Raw genomic sequence first — 13140 nt, 5'->3', positions numbered from 1 at the left:
CCTTGGCTGAAAAACAGACCGTCTATCCTGTCTAGTTAAGAGTTCAAATGAAGCAGACTGCGGGATTGAATTCCCCACGCCCACGACAGGCTCTCAGGTGCCCATCGAATTGAATGATTTTAGCCCCTAGGCGGCTCGGTTTTCAGGGCAGATTCCACAGACTCACGCACTACCGGATAATGAAGCCCAACCCTCCAGATCATGCAAAGACGCCACCAAGCCATTCCCCTTCAGCAAGCGGCGCAAGAGTCGCCGACCTTCGCTCGCTTGTCCGAACTGATCCGCGCTTCAAGTGATCGTTTGCAGGCCATTCGGGGTTTGTTGCCAGCGCCATTGCGGGCCAGTGTCCAAGCAGGCCCCATTGATGAGGGTTGCTGGTGCCTGCTGGTCAGCTCCAACGCAGTGGCGGCCAAACTGCGTCAATTGCTGCCCGCCCTCCAAGCACACCTGCTGCAAAAAGGTTTGGCGGTGACGTCCATCCGCATCAAGGTTCAGAACCGCGTGGTTTGAGTTGCCCCAAAGAAAAAGGCCCTGATCAAAGATCAGGGCCTTTTAAATGTGGTGCCGCTTGTCGGATTCGAACTGACGACCTACCGCTTACAAGGCGGGTGCTCTACCAACTGAGCTAAAGCGGCACGGGCTGAATTCTAACGCGCTCTGAGCCCGTTTTGGAGCCCAGGGCTGTTAATTTTTCACTTGATGCGTTTCAAAGCAGGACGCGAAGGCGATGTGCTCGGTGGTGTCGGCTCATCGTCTGGCATCGACTGGGCTTCGTTCAGATTGACCGCCGACAGAGTGGTCACGGGTGCACCGTCTTCAGTGATGGGGAATGCCATGCCTTGACCGTTTTCACGGGCATAAATGGCCATCACACGGTGAATCGGCACCATGATGTCTCGCGGCTTGCCGCCAAAGCGGGCTTTGAATTCAATGAAGTCATTGCCCAGCTTGAGCGAGCTGGTGGCGTCCATGCTGACGTTCAGCACAATCTCGCCCCCTTGCACATACTCACGGGGCACTTGTACGGAGGCGTCCACCTTCACAGCCACATAGGGCGTGAAACCGTTTTCGGAGCACCATTCGTACAAAGCCCGAATCAAGTACGGGCGTGTGGATGGCAATTCAGTGGCACTGATCATCGTAGGCTCCGGCAGAACTTACTTGCGCATCACCTTCTCAGAAGGGGTCAATGCTTCAATGTAAGCGGGGCGCGAGAAGATGCGTTCAGCGTATTTCAGCAAAGGTGCCGCATTTTTGCTGAGCTCAATGCCGTAGTAGTCCAGACGCCACAAGAGCGGCGCAATCGCCACGTCGAGCATGGAGAAGTTGTCACCCAACATGAACTTGTTTTTCAAGAACACGGGGGCCAATTGCGTCAAGCGGTCGCGGATGTGCGAACGGGCTTTTTCCAGGGCTTTGTCGTTGCCTTTGAGCGTACGGTTTTCCAGCGTCAACACATGGGCGAAGAGTTCTTTTTCAAAATTGAGCAAGAACAGGCGCACGCGAGCACGGTCAACTGGGTCACCGGGCATCAACTGAGGGTGAGGGAAACGCTCGTCAATGTACTCATTGATGATGTTCGACTCGTACAAAATCAGGTCACGCTCCACCAAAATCGGCACTTGGCCGTAAGGGTTCATGACATTGATGTCTTCGGGCTTGTTGTAGAGGTCAACGTCACGGATTTCGAAATCCATGCCCTTTTCAAACAGCACAAACCGGCAACGGTGGGAAAAAGGGCAAGTGGTTCCGGAATAAAGCACCATCATGGCGGAGGCTCCTCAAAAAATCAAAAAGAGTGGAAGGCCCCAAGGCCTGCCACTCCACAAGACCCAGCCCCAAGGCCAGGTGAAAGATCAATTACTTGACGTCTTTCCAGTACGCAGCGTTCAAACGCCAAGCGATAAAGCTGAAGAAGGTCAAGAAAATCAGAACCCAGACGCCAATTCGCACACGGGTGTTTTGGGCGGGTTCCGCCATCCATTGCATGTAACCCACCAAGTCACCGACGGCTTGATCGTATTGCAAGGGCGTCATGGTGCCCGGCTTGACTTGCTTCCAGCCAGAGAAGATTTGGACGGTGTGGCCGTGCTCTTCTTTTTCTGTGTAAACCGGCTCGCGCTCACCTTGAAGTTCCCAAAGTGGGTTGGGCATACCGACGTTGGGCATGGCCAAATTGTTCCAACCTGTGGGTTTGGCCGGATCGCGGTAGTAAGTGCGCAGGTAAGTGTAGAGGTAGTCGGCACCCGTGCCACCGTGGCCTGAACGCGAACGGGCCATCAAAGTCAAGTCGGGTGGGTTCTTACCAAACCAGTCTTTGGCCAAGACAGGGTCCATGGCCACTTTCATGTTGTCACCCACGCGGTCTGTGGGGAACAACAAGTTGTCCTTGATTTGTTGCTCGGTCAAACCGATGTCTTTCAAGCGGTTGAAACGCATGAAAGCGGCGGAGTGGCAGTTCAGGCAATAGTTGACAAAAAGCTTGGCGCCGTTTTGCAATGAAGCCAAGTCGTTGGTTTTATGAGGTGCTTTGTCCCAGGCGATACCGCCACCAGCGGCGTGGGCACCGGCCATCAGGCCGAGAGCCATCACAAAGCCCAAAGCGAGTTTCTTGATGTTTTTCATGTTCTTGAATCTCCGTGATCTCAGTGAGGCGTGAAGGTCACGCGGTCAGGAACAGGCTTGGGTGTACCCAGCTTGCTCCACCATGGCATCAACAAGAAGAAGCCGAAATAGAACAAAGAACCCACTTGAGAGACACGTTCACCGATGGGTGATGGTGGCTGAACGCCCAAATAGCCCAGAATCAAGAAATTGATCACGAACACGGCATACATGTACTTGTGCCAATCGGGACGGTAGCGGATCGACTTGACCGGGCTGTAATCCAACCATGGCAAGAAGAACATGATGATCACAGCACCACCCATGACGACCACACCCCAGAACTTGGCATCGATGGCCAACATCAGGGCAGAGATCACCACCGCAGCGCCAATGACGGCACCTTTGAGCAATGTCGGCAGTTTGCCTTTGGCCACGGCCAACACGGCACCCACCACCACGCAAGCGATCAACACATACATCATCTCGCTGGTGATGGCACGCAGCATGGAGTAGTAGGGTGTGAAATACCAAACGGGGGCAATGTGCAATGGCGTGGTCAGGGGATCGGCCGGGATGAAGTTGTTGTACTCCAAGAAATAGCCGCCCAACTCAGGTGCAAAGAACACAACCGCTGTGAACACCATCAAAAAGATGCTGACAGAGAAGATGTCGTGCACGGTGTAGTAAGGGTGGAATGGAATGCCATCCAAAGGGTTGCCCTTGGCATCTTTAGGTGCATCTGCTGCTTTGATCTCCACACCGTCAGGGTTGTTGGAGCCCACTTCGTGCAGCGCGATGATGTGCGCCACAACCAAGCCCAACAGAACCAAAGGCACCGCAATGACGTGGAAGCTGAAGAAGCGGTTCAAGGTGGCGTCGCCCACCACAAAGTCACCACGGATCAGCAAAGCCAGATCAGGACCGATGAAAGGAATGGCCGAGAACAAGTTCACGATCACCTGGGCGCCCCAGTAGGACATCTGACCCCATGGCAACAAATAGCCCATGAAAGCTTCCGCCATCAGGCACAAGAAGATGGCGCAACCGAAGATCCAGACCAGCTCGCGCGGCTTGCGGTAGCTGCCATAAATCAGGCCACGGAACATGTGCAGGTAAACCACCACGAAGAACGCAGACGCGCCTGTCGAGTGCATGTAACGGATCAACCAGCCCCAGGGCACGTCGCGCATGATGTACTCGACCGATGCGAAAGCCAACGCTGCATCAGGCTTGTAATGCATGACCAAGAAAATGCCAGTCACGATTTGGATCACGAGGACCAAAAGCGACAGGGCACCAAACACGTACCAAAAATTCAGGTTTTTGGATGCGTAGTACTCAGACAAATGGTCTTTGTAAAGCTTGGACGCCGGGAAGCGGTTGTCTACCCAGTTGAGCAGTTTTTCGCCCGCAGGGGCGTTCGGAGAAATTTCTTTGAAATGAGCCATGTTGTTCTCCATCAAGCCTTCTTGTCTTCACCAATGATCAACTTGGTGTCAGACAGGTACATGTGAGGCGGCACTTCGAGGTTGTCAGGTGCTGGCTTGTTCTTGAAAACGCGGCCAGCCAAATCGAATGTCGAGCCATGGCAGGCGCACAAGAAACCACCGGTCCAATCGTCAGGCAACGAAGGCTGTGGGCCTGTGGCGAATTTATCGCCAGGCGAGCAACCCAAATGGGTGCAGATGCCCACGGCCACCATGATTTCAGGCTTGATGGAGCGGTGGCCATTCTTGGCGTACTCAGGCGTCGGGTAAGACTTGCGATCCGAGGCCGGATCGGCCAGCTGGCCTTCGATTTTCTTGAGGGATTCGAGCTGCTCGGGTGAGCGCTTCATGATCCACACGGGCTTGCCGCGCCATTCAACGGTCATTTTCTCGCCCGGGTTCAAAGCGGAAATATCCACTTCAACGGCCGCGCCAGCCGCTTTGGCTCGTTCGGAGGGTTGGAAGCTGCTGACGAAGGGGGTGGCCACAAAGCCAGCGCCTACGGCACCTGCGCAACCGGAGGCAATCAGCCAGGTCCGTTTGCTGCTGTCGACTGGGGTGTCACTCATGGGAATCCTCTAGCGAGTCGTTATCAGGGTCAACCCGCGATTGTAGCGGAGTGAAACAGACAAATAACTGACAAGACCCCTGACTGCACTGTGTTGGTTCACAATCGGCGCTTGTATTTTCATTTTGGAGTGACTGCTATGTCTTTTTTGAAGGAATTCAAATCTTTTGCTGTAAAAGGCAATGTCATCGACCTGGCGGTGGGTGTGATCATTGGCGGCGCTTTTAGCAAGATCGTTGACTCGGTGGTGGGTGACTTGGTGATGCCCTTGGTCAGCCGTGCTTTTGGTGGCTTGGATTTTTCCAACTATTACTGGGCTTTGGCTGGGCAAAATGCAGGGCTGTCCCTGGCAGAGGCCAAAAAGTTAGGGGCTGTTTTTGCCTATGGCAACTTCATCACCGTGGCACTCAACTTCACGATTCTGGCTTTCATCATTTTTTTGATGATCCGGCAAATGAACCGCCTGAGCGCCGCTCAGGCCCCAGCCGAAGTCCCGGCGGCTGCCCCTGTCACCCCTGAAGACGTTTTGTTGTTGCGCGAAATTCGCGACAGCCTGCGCAACAAAAGCTGAGGCATTGCAAGGTCAGTGGGCGCCACTGACCATGTGACGTGCCATGCGAATGGCCTGAATCAGGCTGCTGGCATTGGCCACGCCTTGACCCGCAATGTCCATCGCGGTGCCATGGTCTGGACTGGTTCGAATCAATGGCAACCCCAAGGTCACGTTGACCCCTTGCTCCACCCCCAGGTATTTGACGGGAATCAGCCCTTGGTCGTGGTACATGGCAATCACCACATCAAACTCTCGGCGGCCATCGGCTTGTTGTCGCGCACGCATGAACACCGTGTCGGGCGCGTAAGGGCCGTGCACATCCAATCCCTCTTGCAGGGCCCGCACCAAACAAGGTTGCAAGACGTCGACTTCTTCGCGACCAAACAAGCCGCCCTCGCCCGCATGGGGGTTCACGCCTGCCACGGCCATGCGTGGTTTGCGGCCCAGCACTGGCGTCAACGCTGCATCGGTGATGCGCAGGGTTTGCAAAACGCGCTCCTGTGTAATGGCCTCCAGCGCTTGGAGCAAAGACACATGGATGCTCACCAGCACGGTGCGCAACTCGTCATTGGCCAGCATCATGCGCACAGGCATTTGTTCAACAGGGACGCCCTTGTGCCGTGCCGACTCGGCCTGCAGCAATTCGGTGTGGCCGGGGTATTGGTTGTAGGGCGCGCCTGCGGCATGCAAAGCCTCTTTGTGCAAGGGCGCAGTGACCACCGCCGCCACATCGCCGCGCAGAGCCGCACGGGTGGCCCACAGCACCGCCTCCCCCGCCAATTGCCCAGCACGGGCGTCGACCTGCCCCCAAGGCAATACAGGGGCAAGCGGCACGACCTGCAGCACAGGCAAGCAACGCGGCGGCACTTGCAAAGCGTCTGCAGGGGTCTCAATTTCACAAACGGGAAAAGCGATCGCCGTGGGCACCAAGGCCATCGCTCGGCGCATCAGACCCACATCGCCCGCGACAAAACAGCCTTGTGTCAGCTCGGGGGCTTCACACCAAGCGCGCGCCACGATTTCAGGGCCAATACCGCACGGATCACCGGGCGTGATGGCAATGGGACGGGTCATGAGGGGATGGAGCAAAGCAGCGTTGGAGGTCATTCGCAGAGGTTTCAAAAGAGGTTCAGGCCGGGTTGTCGATCTCAATGAAGCGGTGCTGAATACCCAAGTTTTGCGCCACATGTGCAGCCAAGGCCGGGGCACCGTAACGCTCTGTGGCATGGTGGCCACAAGCCAAAAAAGCCACCCCGGTTTCTCGGGCCAAATGCGCTTGCGGCTCTGATATTTCGCCCGTGATGAACGCGTCCACGCCTTGTGCAATGGCTGCCTCAAAGTAGCTTTGCGCCCCACCCGTGCACCAGGCCACGCGCTGCACTGGGCGTTCGCTGTCACCCACACATGTCACCGATCGGCCAAGGGTGTGGGCCACATGGTCAGCCAGGGCCTGCGGTCCAGTCCATGTTTGGGTCCCTGTCCCCAAAAACCCCAGATTTTGTTCACCAAAACGGCCTTCTGCTTGCAGGCCCAGCACACGCGCGAGTTGGGCGTTGTTGCCCAGTTCGGGGTGGGCGTCGAGCGGCAGGTGGTAGGCAAACAAGTGGATGCCGTGGGCCAGCAACAAACGCAGCCGCTCACGCATCCAGCCCGTGACGCGCCCATCCTGGCCGCGCCAAAACAAGCCGTGGTGCACCACAATGGCATCGGCATTTGCCGAAATGGCCGCTTCGATCAAAGCACGGCTGGCGGTCACACCGCTCACCAGCCATTGGATGTCACGGTCGCCCTCCACCTGCAGGCCGTTGGGGCCGTAATCGCGGAACTTCTCTGGCTCGAGCAAAGCATCAAAGGCCTGGCCCAAAATTTTCGCGGAGGTCATTGGCTAAAGCTTTCTGTCTTGACCGCCTATTGTGGCGCAGGCCGTTCAATACCCGTTGGGCACGAATCAAGGACAATCCAAGCCATGAAACGTTATTGGCTTTTATTTTCCCAATGGGTCACGGTGTTGCTGGCCATCTGGTTTGTCATCGCCACCTTGCAACCCGAATGGTTACGCGGTGCCAAACGCTCGGCAGACGGCATGACTTTGTTGCAAGCGCCCCTGGGCTCGGCCCTGAGTCGGCCAGCAGGCAGCCTGAGTGTCCCGGCCCGCCAAGCTTCACCCGCGGTGGTCAGCATCAACACCAGCAAAACCAACAGCGGTAACCCTCAAAGCCAAGAGCCTTGGTTCAAGTTCTTTCATGGCGAGCAAGAAGACCAGAATCCGGCAGGACTGGGCAGCGGCGTCATCGTGAGCCCGCAAGGCCACATCCTGACCAACAACCACGTCATTGAAGACGCAGACGACATCGAAGTGGTGCTGGCCGATGGCCGCCGGGCTGCCGCCAAAGTCATCGGCACGGACCCCGAAACCGACTTGGCCTTGCTGAAAATCACGCTCGACAAACTGCCCGTGATTGTTTTGGGTCAAACACAAGACCTGCAGGTGGGCGATGTGGTGTTGGCCATTGGCAACCCCTTTGGCGTCGGTCAAACGGTGACCTCGGGCATCGTCAGCGCCTTGGGCCGTAGCCAACTGGGCATCAACACTTTTGAAAACTTCATCCAGACCGACGCGGCCATCAACCCAGGCAACTCAGGCGGTGCGCTGATTGACGTGAATGGCCATTTGATGGGCATCAACACGGCCATCTACTCTCGCTCGGGTGGCAATATGGGCATTGGTTTCGCCATCCCCATCTCGACAGCGCAACAGGTCATGCAAGATTTGTTGAAAAACGGCAAAGTGATTCGGGGCTGGATCGGGGTGGAGCCCCAAGACATGTCGGCCGAGTTGGCACAAACATTTCAGCTGCCCACTTCTGGCCAAGGCATACCGCTTGGCGTGGTCATCACGGGTGTTCTCAAAAATGGCCCTGCAGCAGCAGCAGGCATTCGCCCTGGCGACGTGATCGTCAAAGTGGCAGGGCAGCCTGTGGGCAATGTGTCCGAGTTGCTGACCCAAGTGGCCAACTTGAAACCTGGCGTGCCTGCGGAGATGAACATTTGGCGTCGCCAAGGCGAAGTGAACCTGCGCTTGACACCCGCTGAGCGCCCTGCAGCCAAGCAGAGAAAGTAAGGTCATTTTCAACGCCGCCCCTTCGGGCTCACCATGCAAAAGAGGCCCTCAGGCCTCTTTTCTTTGGGTACGCCGGAAGGCGTTCAAGCCGGAGTTCAGAGGCCTGAGTTCAGGTCGAAATGTCGGGTTCTTGCGGCGCTTGGGTGTGCTTGATGAATACTTGCGCTGCCCAGATGCCCAACTCGTAAAGCAAGCACATGGGAATGGCCAGCGCCAGCTGGGAGACCACGTCGGGTGGCGTGACCACGGCGGCGATCACAAAGGCCAACACCACAAAGTAACCCCGGAACTCTTTGAGCTTTTCCACGGTCACCACGCCCATGCGGGCCAGCACCACAACGGCCACGGGCACTTCAAAGGCCAAGCCAAAGGCCAAGAACATGGACAGCACAAAGCTCAAATAGGCTTCGATGTCAGGTGCAGCGGTGATGCTCTTAGGCGCAAAGCTTTGGATAAAGCTGAACACTTGGCCGAAGACAAAGAAATAGCAAAACGCCACCCCGATGAAAAACAGCAAGGTGCTGGACACCACCAAAGGCATGACCAGTTTTTTCTCATGGCTGTAAAGGCCAGGTGCAATAAAGGCCCAGACTTGGTACAAAACCACCGGCAAAGCGATGAGGAAAGCGCTCATCAGCAAAATCTTGAGCGGCACCATAAAAGGCGAAATCACCGACGTGGCGATCAAGGTGGCCCCTTTGGGCAAATGCACCACCAGGGGTGCCGCCAAAATGTCGTACAAGTTGCCAGGGCCAGGGAAAATGGCCAAAACGGCAGCGGCCAAAGCCACCGCGGCGACGGCCCAAATCAGGCGGTCGCGCAGCTCGATCAGGTGCGCCACAAAAGGTTGTTCAGAACCTTTGAGTTCGTCGTCGGGCTGAGAGGGGGTATCGGACATGGCAGGGTCGGTTGGACGTTGCGCACCCAAGGTGCGCCAGCGTCACAGAGAATTGAGGAGCTTGGGACGGTAACGGGCCACGCGTGCAGCACCCGAAAGCGCTTTCGTGCGCACCCCTGAGCGCGCTTTGTACCACTGCGGCATCGCACCCCGCTTGAGACGCCAATTTTTGTCAGGGCGGACGTAATAAGGTGGTGGTGGCTCGATGGCGGGCAAATCGCTGTTCAGTCCCGCCGTGGTGTCGGCCCAGTCTTTTTCGAAATCAGAAGCCGTGGTTTGGACAGTTTGCTCAACATCGCGAGCCGCCGTCTCCATAGTCTCTTTCATTTTCTTGAGCTCTTCCAGGTCCATGGACCGGTTGACTTCGGCTTTGACGTCAGCGACATAGCGCTGCGCTTTGCCCAACAAGGTGCCCAGCGTGCGGGCGACTTTGGGCAACTTCTCTGGGCCGATGACGATCAACGCCACCACCCCAATGAGGGCCATTTTTGAAAAGCTTAAGTCCAGCACAGTGCAGCGTTCAGTCGTTCAAGCGATCAAGACTTGGTCTTGGCTTCGACGTCGATGGTGGTCTTTTCGGCCTGAGCCGTGGTCGAAGACGTGACTTGACCAGCGACAGGGGCTGCTGCCTCGTCCTTAGTGCCGCCTTCTTTCATGCCGTCTTTGAAGCCTTTGACAGCACCACCGAGGTCAGAGCCCATGTTTTTGAGCTTTTTGGTGCCGAACACCATGACCACGATCAACAGCACGATCAGCCAATGCCAAATTGAAAACGAACCCATGAAAATCTCCTAAGCTAGTTGGTGAATTCTAAGGGCTGAAGCCCTCGCAGAAAGATCTGCCTTGATTAAACAAGGAATTGATGACACTCGCGAATTTCAGCCGCGCAACCATGGCCGAGGACCACCCATGACATGCATGTGCAGGTGGTGAACTTCTTGACCACCCTCGGCCCCGTTGTTGACCACGATTCGGAAGCCACCCTCCGGGTAAGGGTTGCAACCTTCCTGCAAGGCCAGCTTGGGGGCCAAAGTCATCATGTGGCCCATCAGACCTGCATGCTCGGGAGCCAGGTGGGCCATCGACGGGATGTGCAACTTGGGGATGATCAGAAAATGAATGGGTGCCCAAGGCGCGATGTCATGGAAGGCGAACACATGCTCGTCTTCGTGCACTTTGCGCGAAGGAATTTGGCCCGCGATGATTTTGCAAAAAATACAGTTGGTGTCGGTCATGGCTTATTCGGCCTCTCAAGTAAAAGATTCAGTCGGCCATTGGCCGCTTCTCGTTAAGGCGCACCATGCCCAACACGATGCGGTACAAAAACCAGATGGAAATGGCGACCCAAGCCAGCCAGCCCGGGAAGAAAAAGAACAACCACAAGGGCAAAGTCAGCAAGTAAAGCAACGCCACCCAGATCACGGTGCGGATGCGGTAGCTGAAATGGGTGGACTCCCAATCGGCGGCATCACCCTTCTTGACCAAATCGATGATGAGCGCAACGACCAACAAAGCCGGGCCCATCTGCGCCCCGGGAATCACGGCGCTCACCGCCACGATCAGGTGCAGGATGTAGCTGACCCAGCTGATGGTGTGGGTGCTGTCGTCGATGGGTTGGTCGTTCATGGCTTAATCGCCCAAGCGCTCGCGCTCTTTCACTTTGCGCATGGCTTTTTCTTCGAGGCCGCTCAGGCCTTCACGGCGGGCCAGCTCGTTGACCACGTCAGCAGGCGTCAAACCATAGTGCGCCAGCGCGATCATGCTGTGAAACCACAGGTCGGCCACCTCGCCCACCAGCTTGGTTTTGTCACCGCCATGGTCAACGTCTTTGGCGGCCATCACGGTTTCGGTGGCTTCTTCGCCGATCTTTTTCAAAAAGGCGTCGGGCCCTTTGTGCAGCAGGCGGGCCACATAGCTTTTTTCGGGGTCACCACCATTGGCGGGTTTGCGGCTTTCGACCACGGCCGCAAGGCGGTCAAGGATGTCCTGGTTGGTCATAGGCTTTGGGGCGCTCACTTGTAAATGGTTTCAGGGTCCTTCAGGACCGGATCGGTCGCCTGCCACTCATCGGCTTGCAGGCTCTGGAAAAAGCAGCTGTGGCGGCCCGTGTGGCAGGCAATGCCCGGCTCATGGCCCAGTTGGGTGATTTTGAGCAGCACCACATCGTTGTCGCAGTCGATGCGGATGTCGTGCACCGTCTGCACATGGCCGGACTCCTCACCCTTGAACCACAGCTTGTTGCGTGAACGGCTGAAATACACCGCCCTTTTCAGCTCTGCCGTCTTTTGCAAGGCCTCGCGGTTCATCCACGCGAACATCAGCACGTCGCCAGTGTCTTTTTCTTGGGCAATGACCGGCACCAGGCCTTTGTCGTCCCATTTGATTTTGTCGAGCCAGTTCATAGGGGGGTGATCTTAAGACATTGGGGTGTCAGGGCTGGATTCGCACCCTGTAGCACCGTGAATCAAGCTGCATCAAAGACTTGCCGGGTTGCACAAAACACCCATTGGTTACAAAATACAACCCATCAAGGAGATACCCCATGGCTGTTGCAATGAAACTGTCGGACGAGTTGGTCGAAGACGCCAAACCCTACGCCGCCGCAGAGCACCGCTCTGTGCCACGGCAAATCGAGTACTGGGCACGCATCGGCAAAGCCGTGATCGACAACCCGGACATGCCTTTGCGGCTGATACAAGACACCATGCTCTCGCGTGAAGAAGTGAAAGCCGGACTGGCTGCGCCTTATGAGTTTGGCTGATGCTGCAAGTCAGCGCATCGCCATCGTTCAACCGGGTGGCCAAAAAACTGCACGCCCGCGACAAAAAAACACTGGATGAAGCCATCAAGGCCATTCTTCAAAATCCGCAGCTGGGCGAAGAAAAGAAAGGCGACCTCGCGGGTGTGTTCGTCTACAAGTTCAAATTGAACGGCCAAGAAACCCTGCTGGCCTATGAACTGCAACCGCACAAAACAGCCCCCATTGAAGCCATGCTGTTGGCAATCGGACCGCATGAAAATTTCTATGCGGGGTTGAAGCGGTGAATGGCTGTGACTGAGGTTTGGCTTTGGAAGTGAGCCTAGGCATCGCAATTAGCCATACGAACCGATAGTTCTTTTAAGGCAGCAAGGGCACGATCACGGTTCCCTGGGGCGCGATTGATAAACATCGGACTTGTGTGAGGCATAGTCATGACTTCAATATCCGGACGGTAGCCCATCACAACTCTCTGCGCGTGCAATGCCTTCTGGCCAACGAACACAACGATTCGAAGCTGTTGTAGGGTGTCGAGTAAGGACTTTAGCCATTCATCAGCCTCGCGCACGTCGTCGCGCTTAGCTGGTCTGATCTTCGTCCCTGATCCAATGTACCAAGGGACAGCATTCCAAATAATTGTGCGGCGACGATCAATTCCTGCTTCGTTGTTGAGCAGGTAAAAGTTTTTAGCCGTCTCATCTGGATTATTTCGCGAAACGAACCCGCTAGCGACTGCTTTGGGACCAGGAGCCTCCAGAAGGAACAAGACTTGCGCTTTGATACCGCCATCGAGGGGGTCAAAATCGGGGACTTTGAAGCTTGGTCCTTTCGCGATTCGTATCCTCGAAACAATGCCTACCAAGGGATACAACTCGGGCCACGATAAAAGAGCTGTTCGTGATGCGCGCTCGGATTCGCTGCTAAGGGTCTTAGGTGCGTCCATAGAAGTTCTCTGCGATGTAACTAACCGTCGATGCTCAGCTATGTAGCGCAGCAACCAGAAGCCAAAAGGAGCTTGATTGAGTCCTTCTTTAAGCAGCTAGTATAAATTTATTAGATACCAAATAATTAATATTTATAAAATATTTTATAGAGCCAATTATTGATTTTTCACCAAAAAATTTGGGTGTGACATAACAAGCTCTCTC

The 13140-nt window shown here is 55.8% G+C and carries 20 protein-coding genes and 1 tRNA gene; 5 read left to right on the top strand and 16 right to left on the bottom strand.

The features are described 5' to 3' along the window. The first annotated feature begins 201 nt into the window (after positions 1 to 201). On the top strand, positions 202 to 510 hold the full coding sequence (locus B9Z40_RS12365) for a DciA family protein (protein WP_100173655.1): 309 nt from the start codon (positions 202 to 204) through the stop codon (positions 508 to 510). 49 nt (positions 511 to 559) lie between these two features. Here the strand turns inward: B9Z40_RS12365 and B9Z40_RS12360 are convergent. The 6 genes from B9Z40_RS12360 to petA form a co-directional block, all read right to left on the bottom strand. Then, positions 560 to 635: transfer RNA gene (locus tag B9Z40_RS12360), tRNA-Thr, on the bottom strand. A gap of 57 nt (positions 636 to 692) precedes the next feature. Beyond that, entirely contained in the window at positions 693 to 1139 is a 447-nt protein-coding gene (locus tag B9Z40_RS12355; protein ID WP_100173654.1) for a ClpXP protease specificity-enhancing factor, read from the bottom strand. A gap of 18 nt (positions 1140 to 1157) precedes the next feature. Next, positions 1158 to 1769, bottom strand: a complete 612-nt coding sequence (locus tag B9Z40_RS12350) for a glutathione S-transferase N-terminal domain-containing protein (protein WP_100173653.1) — start codon at positions 1767 to 1769, stop codon at positions 1158 to 1160. Between the two features lie 91 nt (positions 1770 to 1860). Next, positions 1861 to 2625 carry a cytochrome c1 gene (locus B9Z40_RS12345; RefSeq protein WP_369823447.1) on the bottom strand — a complete coding sequence of 255 codons (765 nt, stop codon included), beginning with the start codon at positions 2623 to 2625 and terminating at the stop codon, positions 1861 to 1863. Positions 2626 to 2645: 20 nt separating this feature from the next. Continuing rightward, positions 2646 to 4055: a cytochrome bc complex cytochrome b subunit gene (locus tag B9Z40_RS12340; RefSeq protein ID WP_199172563.1), complete on the bottom strand. Its 1410-nt coding sequence runs from the start codon at positions 4053 to 4055 to the stop codon at positions 2646 to 2648. Between the two features lie 11 nt (positions 4056 to 4066). Further along, positions 4067 to 4663 (bottom strand): ubiquinol-cytochrome c reductase iron-sulfur subunit, encoded by a 597-nt coding sequence (petA, locus tag B9Z40_RS12335; RefSeq protein WP_100173651.1) that lies wholly within the window; start codon positions 4661 to 4663, stop codon positions 4067 to 4069. A gap of 138 nt (positions 4664 to 4801) precedes the next feature. Between petA and mscL the strand changes: the two genes are divergently transcribed. Then, positions 4802 to 5233, top strand: a complete 432-nt coding sequence (mscL, locus tag B9Z40_RS12330; protein ID WP_100173650.1) for a large conductance mechanosensitive channel protein MscL — start codon at positions 4802 to 4804, stop codon at positions 5231 to 5233. A gap of 12 nt (positions 5234 to 5245) precedes the next feature. On the opposite strand, the gene pdxA is transcribed toward mscL, so the two are convergent. Beyond that, on the bottom strand, positions 5246 to 6289 hold the full coding sequence (pdxA, locus tag B9Z40_RS12325) for a 4-hydroxythreonine-4-phosphate dehydrogenase PdxA (protein WP_100173858.1): 1044 nt from the start codon (positions 6287 to 6289) through the stop codon (positions 5246 to 5248). A gap of 55 nt (positions 6290 to 6344) precedes the next feature. Further along, positions 6345 to 7097 (bottom strand): Nif3-like dinuclear metal center hexameric protein, encoded by a 753-nt coding sequence (locus tag B9Z40_RS12320; RefSeq protein WP_100173649.1) that lies wholly within the window; start codon positions 7095 to 7097, stop codon positions 6345 to 6347. An 84-nt stretch (positions 7098 to 7181) separates the two neighbouring features. Here B9Z40_RS12320 and B9Z40_RS12315 point away from each other — a divergent pair, with 84 nt between their 5' ends. Beyond that, a complete protein-coding gene (locus B9Z40_RS12315; protein ID WP_100173648.1) occupies positions 7182 to 8336 on the top strand; it encodes a S1C family serine protease in 1155 nt (384 codons plus the stop codon). A gap of 109 nt (positions 8337 to 8445) precedes the next feature. On the opposite strand, the gene tatC is transcribed toward B9Z40_RS12315, so the two are convergent. The 7 genes from tatC to hisI form a co-directional block, all read right to left on the bottom strand. Then, the gene (gene tatC, locus B9Z40_RS12310) at positions 8446 to 9234 is read right to left on the bottom strand and encodes a twin-arginine translocase subunit TatC (protein ID WP_100173647.1); all 789 of its coding nucleotides are present in this window, start codon (positions 9232 to 9234) and stop codon (positions 8446 to 8448) included. A gap of 42 nt (positions 9235 to 9276) precedes the next feature. Continuing rightward, on the bottom strand, positions 9277 to 9744 hold the full coding sequence (gene tatB, locus B9Z40_RS12305) for a Sec-independent protein translocase protein TatB (RefSeq protein ID WP_100173646.1): 468 nt from the start codon (positions 9742 to 9744) through the stop codon (positions 9277 to 9279). A gap of 26 nt (positions 9745 to 9770) precedes the next feature. Next, complete coding sequence (gene tatA, locus B9Z40_RS12300; protein WP_100173645.1) at positions 9771 to 10016, bottom strand: Sec-independent protein translocase subunit TatA; 246 nt, start codon at positions 10014 to 10016, stop codon at positions 9771 to 9773. Between the two features lie 96 nt (positions 10017 to 10112). Then, positions 10113 to 10469 carry a histidine triad nucleotide-binding protein gene (locus B9Z40_RS12295; protein WP_100173644.1) on the bottom strand — a complete coding sequence of 119 codons (357 nt, stop codon included), beginning with the start codon at positions 10467 to 10469 and terminating at the stop codon, positions 10113 to 10115. Positions 10470 to 10497: 28 nt separating this feature from the next. Further along, positions 10498 to 10860: a hypothetical protein gene (locus B9Z40_RS12290; protein WP_100173643.1), complete on the bottom strand. Its 363-nt coding sequence runs from the start codon at positions 10858 to 10860 to the stop codon at positions 10498 to 10500. 3 nt (positions 10861 to 10863) lie between these two features. Then, positions 10864 to 11232, bottom strand: a complete 369-nt coding sequence (locus tag B9Z40_RS12285) for a phosphoribosyl-ATP diphosphatase (RefSeq protein ID WP_100173642.1) — start codon at positions 11230 to 11232, stop codon at positions 10864 to 10866. A 14-nt stretch (positions 11233 to 11246) separates the two neighbouring features. Then, entirely contained in the window at positions 11247 to 11636 is a 390-nt protein-coding gene (hisI, locus tag B9Z40_RS12280) for a phosphoribosyl-AMP cyclohydrolase (protein ID WP_100173641.1), read from the bottom strand. A 140-nt stretch (positions 11637 to 11776) separates the two neighbouring features. Here hisI and B9Z40_RS12275 point away from each other — a divergent pair, with 140 nt between their 5' ends. Together B9Z40_RS12275 and B9Z40_RS12270 are read left to right on the top strand one after the other, a co-directional pair. Beyond that, a complete protein-coding gene (locus tag B9Z40_RS12275) occupies positions 11777 to 11995 on the top strand; it encodes a hypothetical protein (RefSeq protein WP_100173640.1) in 219 nt (72 codons plus the stop codon). Further along, entirely contained in the window at positions 11995 to 12279 is a 285-nt protein-coding gene (locus tag B9Z40_RS12270; protein WP_199172562.1) for a type II toxin-antitoxin system RelE/ParE family toxin, read from the top strand. Before B9Z40_RS12275 ends, B9Z40_RS12270 begins: the two co-directional genes overlap by 1 nt. A gap of 35 nt (positions 12280 to 12314) precedes the next feature. Here B9Z40_RS12270 and B9Z40_RS12265 read toward each other — a convergent pair whose 3' ends face one another. Next, positions 12315 to 12935: a uracil-DNA glycosylase gene (locus tag B9Z40_RS12265; protein ID WP_100173639.1), complete on the bottom strand. Its 621-nt coding sequence runs from the start codon at positions 12933 to 12935 to the stop codon at positions 12315 to 12317. Positions 12936 to 13140: the final 205 nt, after the last annotated feature.

Origin of the sequence: Limnohabitans sp. 15K, assembly GCF_002778285.1 — a bacterium.
In the GTDB taxonomy this organism is placed as follows: Bacteria; Pseudomonadota; Gammaproteobacteria; order Burkholderiales; family Burkholderiaceae_C; genus Limnohabitans_A.
Note: the sequence above shows the minus strand (reverse complement) of the source record. Positions and strands in the feature narration are given on the sequence as shown.

Excerpts from the sequence above, each read along its gene's own strand:
- B9Z40_RS12365 (WP_100173655.1), top strand. The coding sequence starts at position 202 with ATGCAAAGACGCCACCAAGCCATTCCCCTTCAGCAAGCGGCGCAAGAG.
- B9Z40_RS12355 (WP_100173654.1), bottom strand. The coding sequence starts at position 1,139 with ATGATCAGTGCCACTGAATTGCCATCCACACGCCCGTACTTGATTCGG.
- B9Z40_RS12350 (WP_100173653.1), bottom strand. The coding sequence starts at position 1,769 with ATGATGGTGCTTTATTCCGGAACCACTTGCCCTTTTTCCCACCGTTGC.
- B9Z40_RS12345 (WP_369823447.1), bottom strand. The coding sequence starts at position 2,625 with ATGAAAAACATCAAGAAACTCGCTTTGGGCTTTGTGATGGCTCTCGGC.
- B9Z40_RS12340 (WP_199172563.1), bottom strand. The coding sequence starts at position 4,055 with ATGGCTCATTTCAAAGAAATTTCTCCGAACGCCCCTGCGGGCGAAAAA.
- petA (WP_100173651.1), bottom strand. The coding sequence starts at position 4,663 with ATGAGTGACACCCCAGTCGACAGCAGCAAACGGACCTGGCTGATTGCC.
- mscL (WP_100173650.1), top strand. The coding sequence starts at position 4,802 with ATGTCTTTTTTGAAGGAATTCAAATCTTTTGCTGTAAAAGGCAATGTC.
- pdxA (WP_100173858.1), bottom strand. The coding sequence starts at position 6,289 with ATGACCCGTCCCATTGCCATCACGCCCGGTGATCCGTGCGGTATTGGC.
- B9Z40_RS12320 (WP_100173649.1), bottom strand. The coding sequence starts at position 7,097 with ATGACCTCCGCGAAAATTTTGGGCCAGGCCTTTGATGCTTTGCTCGAG.
- B9Z40_RS12315 (WP_100173648.1), top strand. The coding sequence starts at position 7,182 with ATGAAACGTTATTGGCTTTTATTTTCCCAATGGGTCACGGTGTTGCTG.
- tatC (WP_100173647.1), bottom strand. The coding sequence starts at position 9,234 with ATGTCCGATACCCCCTCTCAGCCCGACGACGAACTCAAAGGTTCTGAA.
- tatA (WP_100173645.1), bottom strand. The coding sequence starts at position 10,016 with ATGGGTTCGTTTTCAATTTGGCATTGGCTGATCGTGCTGTTGATCGTG.
- B9Z40_RS12295 (WP_100173644.1), bottom strand. The coding sequence starts at position 10,469 with ATGACCGACACCAACTGTATTTTTTGCAAAATCATCGCGGGCCAAATT.
- B9Z40_RS12290 (WP_100173643.1), bottom strand. The coding sequence starts at position 10,860 with ATGAACGACCAACCCATCGACGACAGCACCCACACCATCAGCTGGGTC.
- B9Z40_RS12285 (WP_100173642.1), bottom strand. The coding sequence starts at position 11,232 with ATGACCAACCAGGACATCCTTGACCGCCTTGCGGCCGTGGTCGAAAGC.
- hisI (WP_100173641.1), bottom strand. The coding sequence starts at position 11,636 with ATGAACTGGCTCGACAAAATCAAATGGGACGACAAAGGCCTGGTGCCG.
- B9Z40_RS12275 (WP_100173640.1), top strand. The coding sequence starts at position 11,777 with ATGGCTGTTGCAATGAAACTGTCGGACGAGTTGGTCGAAGACGCCAAA.
- B9Z40_RS12270 (WP_199172562.1), top strand. The coding sequence starts at position 11,995 with ATGCTGCAAGTCAGCGCATCGCCATCGTTCAACCGGGTGGCCAAAAAA.
- B9Z40_RS12265 (WP_100173639.1), bottom strand. The coding sequence starts at position 12,935 with ATGGACGCACCTAAGACCCTTAGCAGCGAATCCGAGCGCGCATCACGA.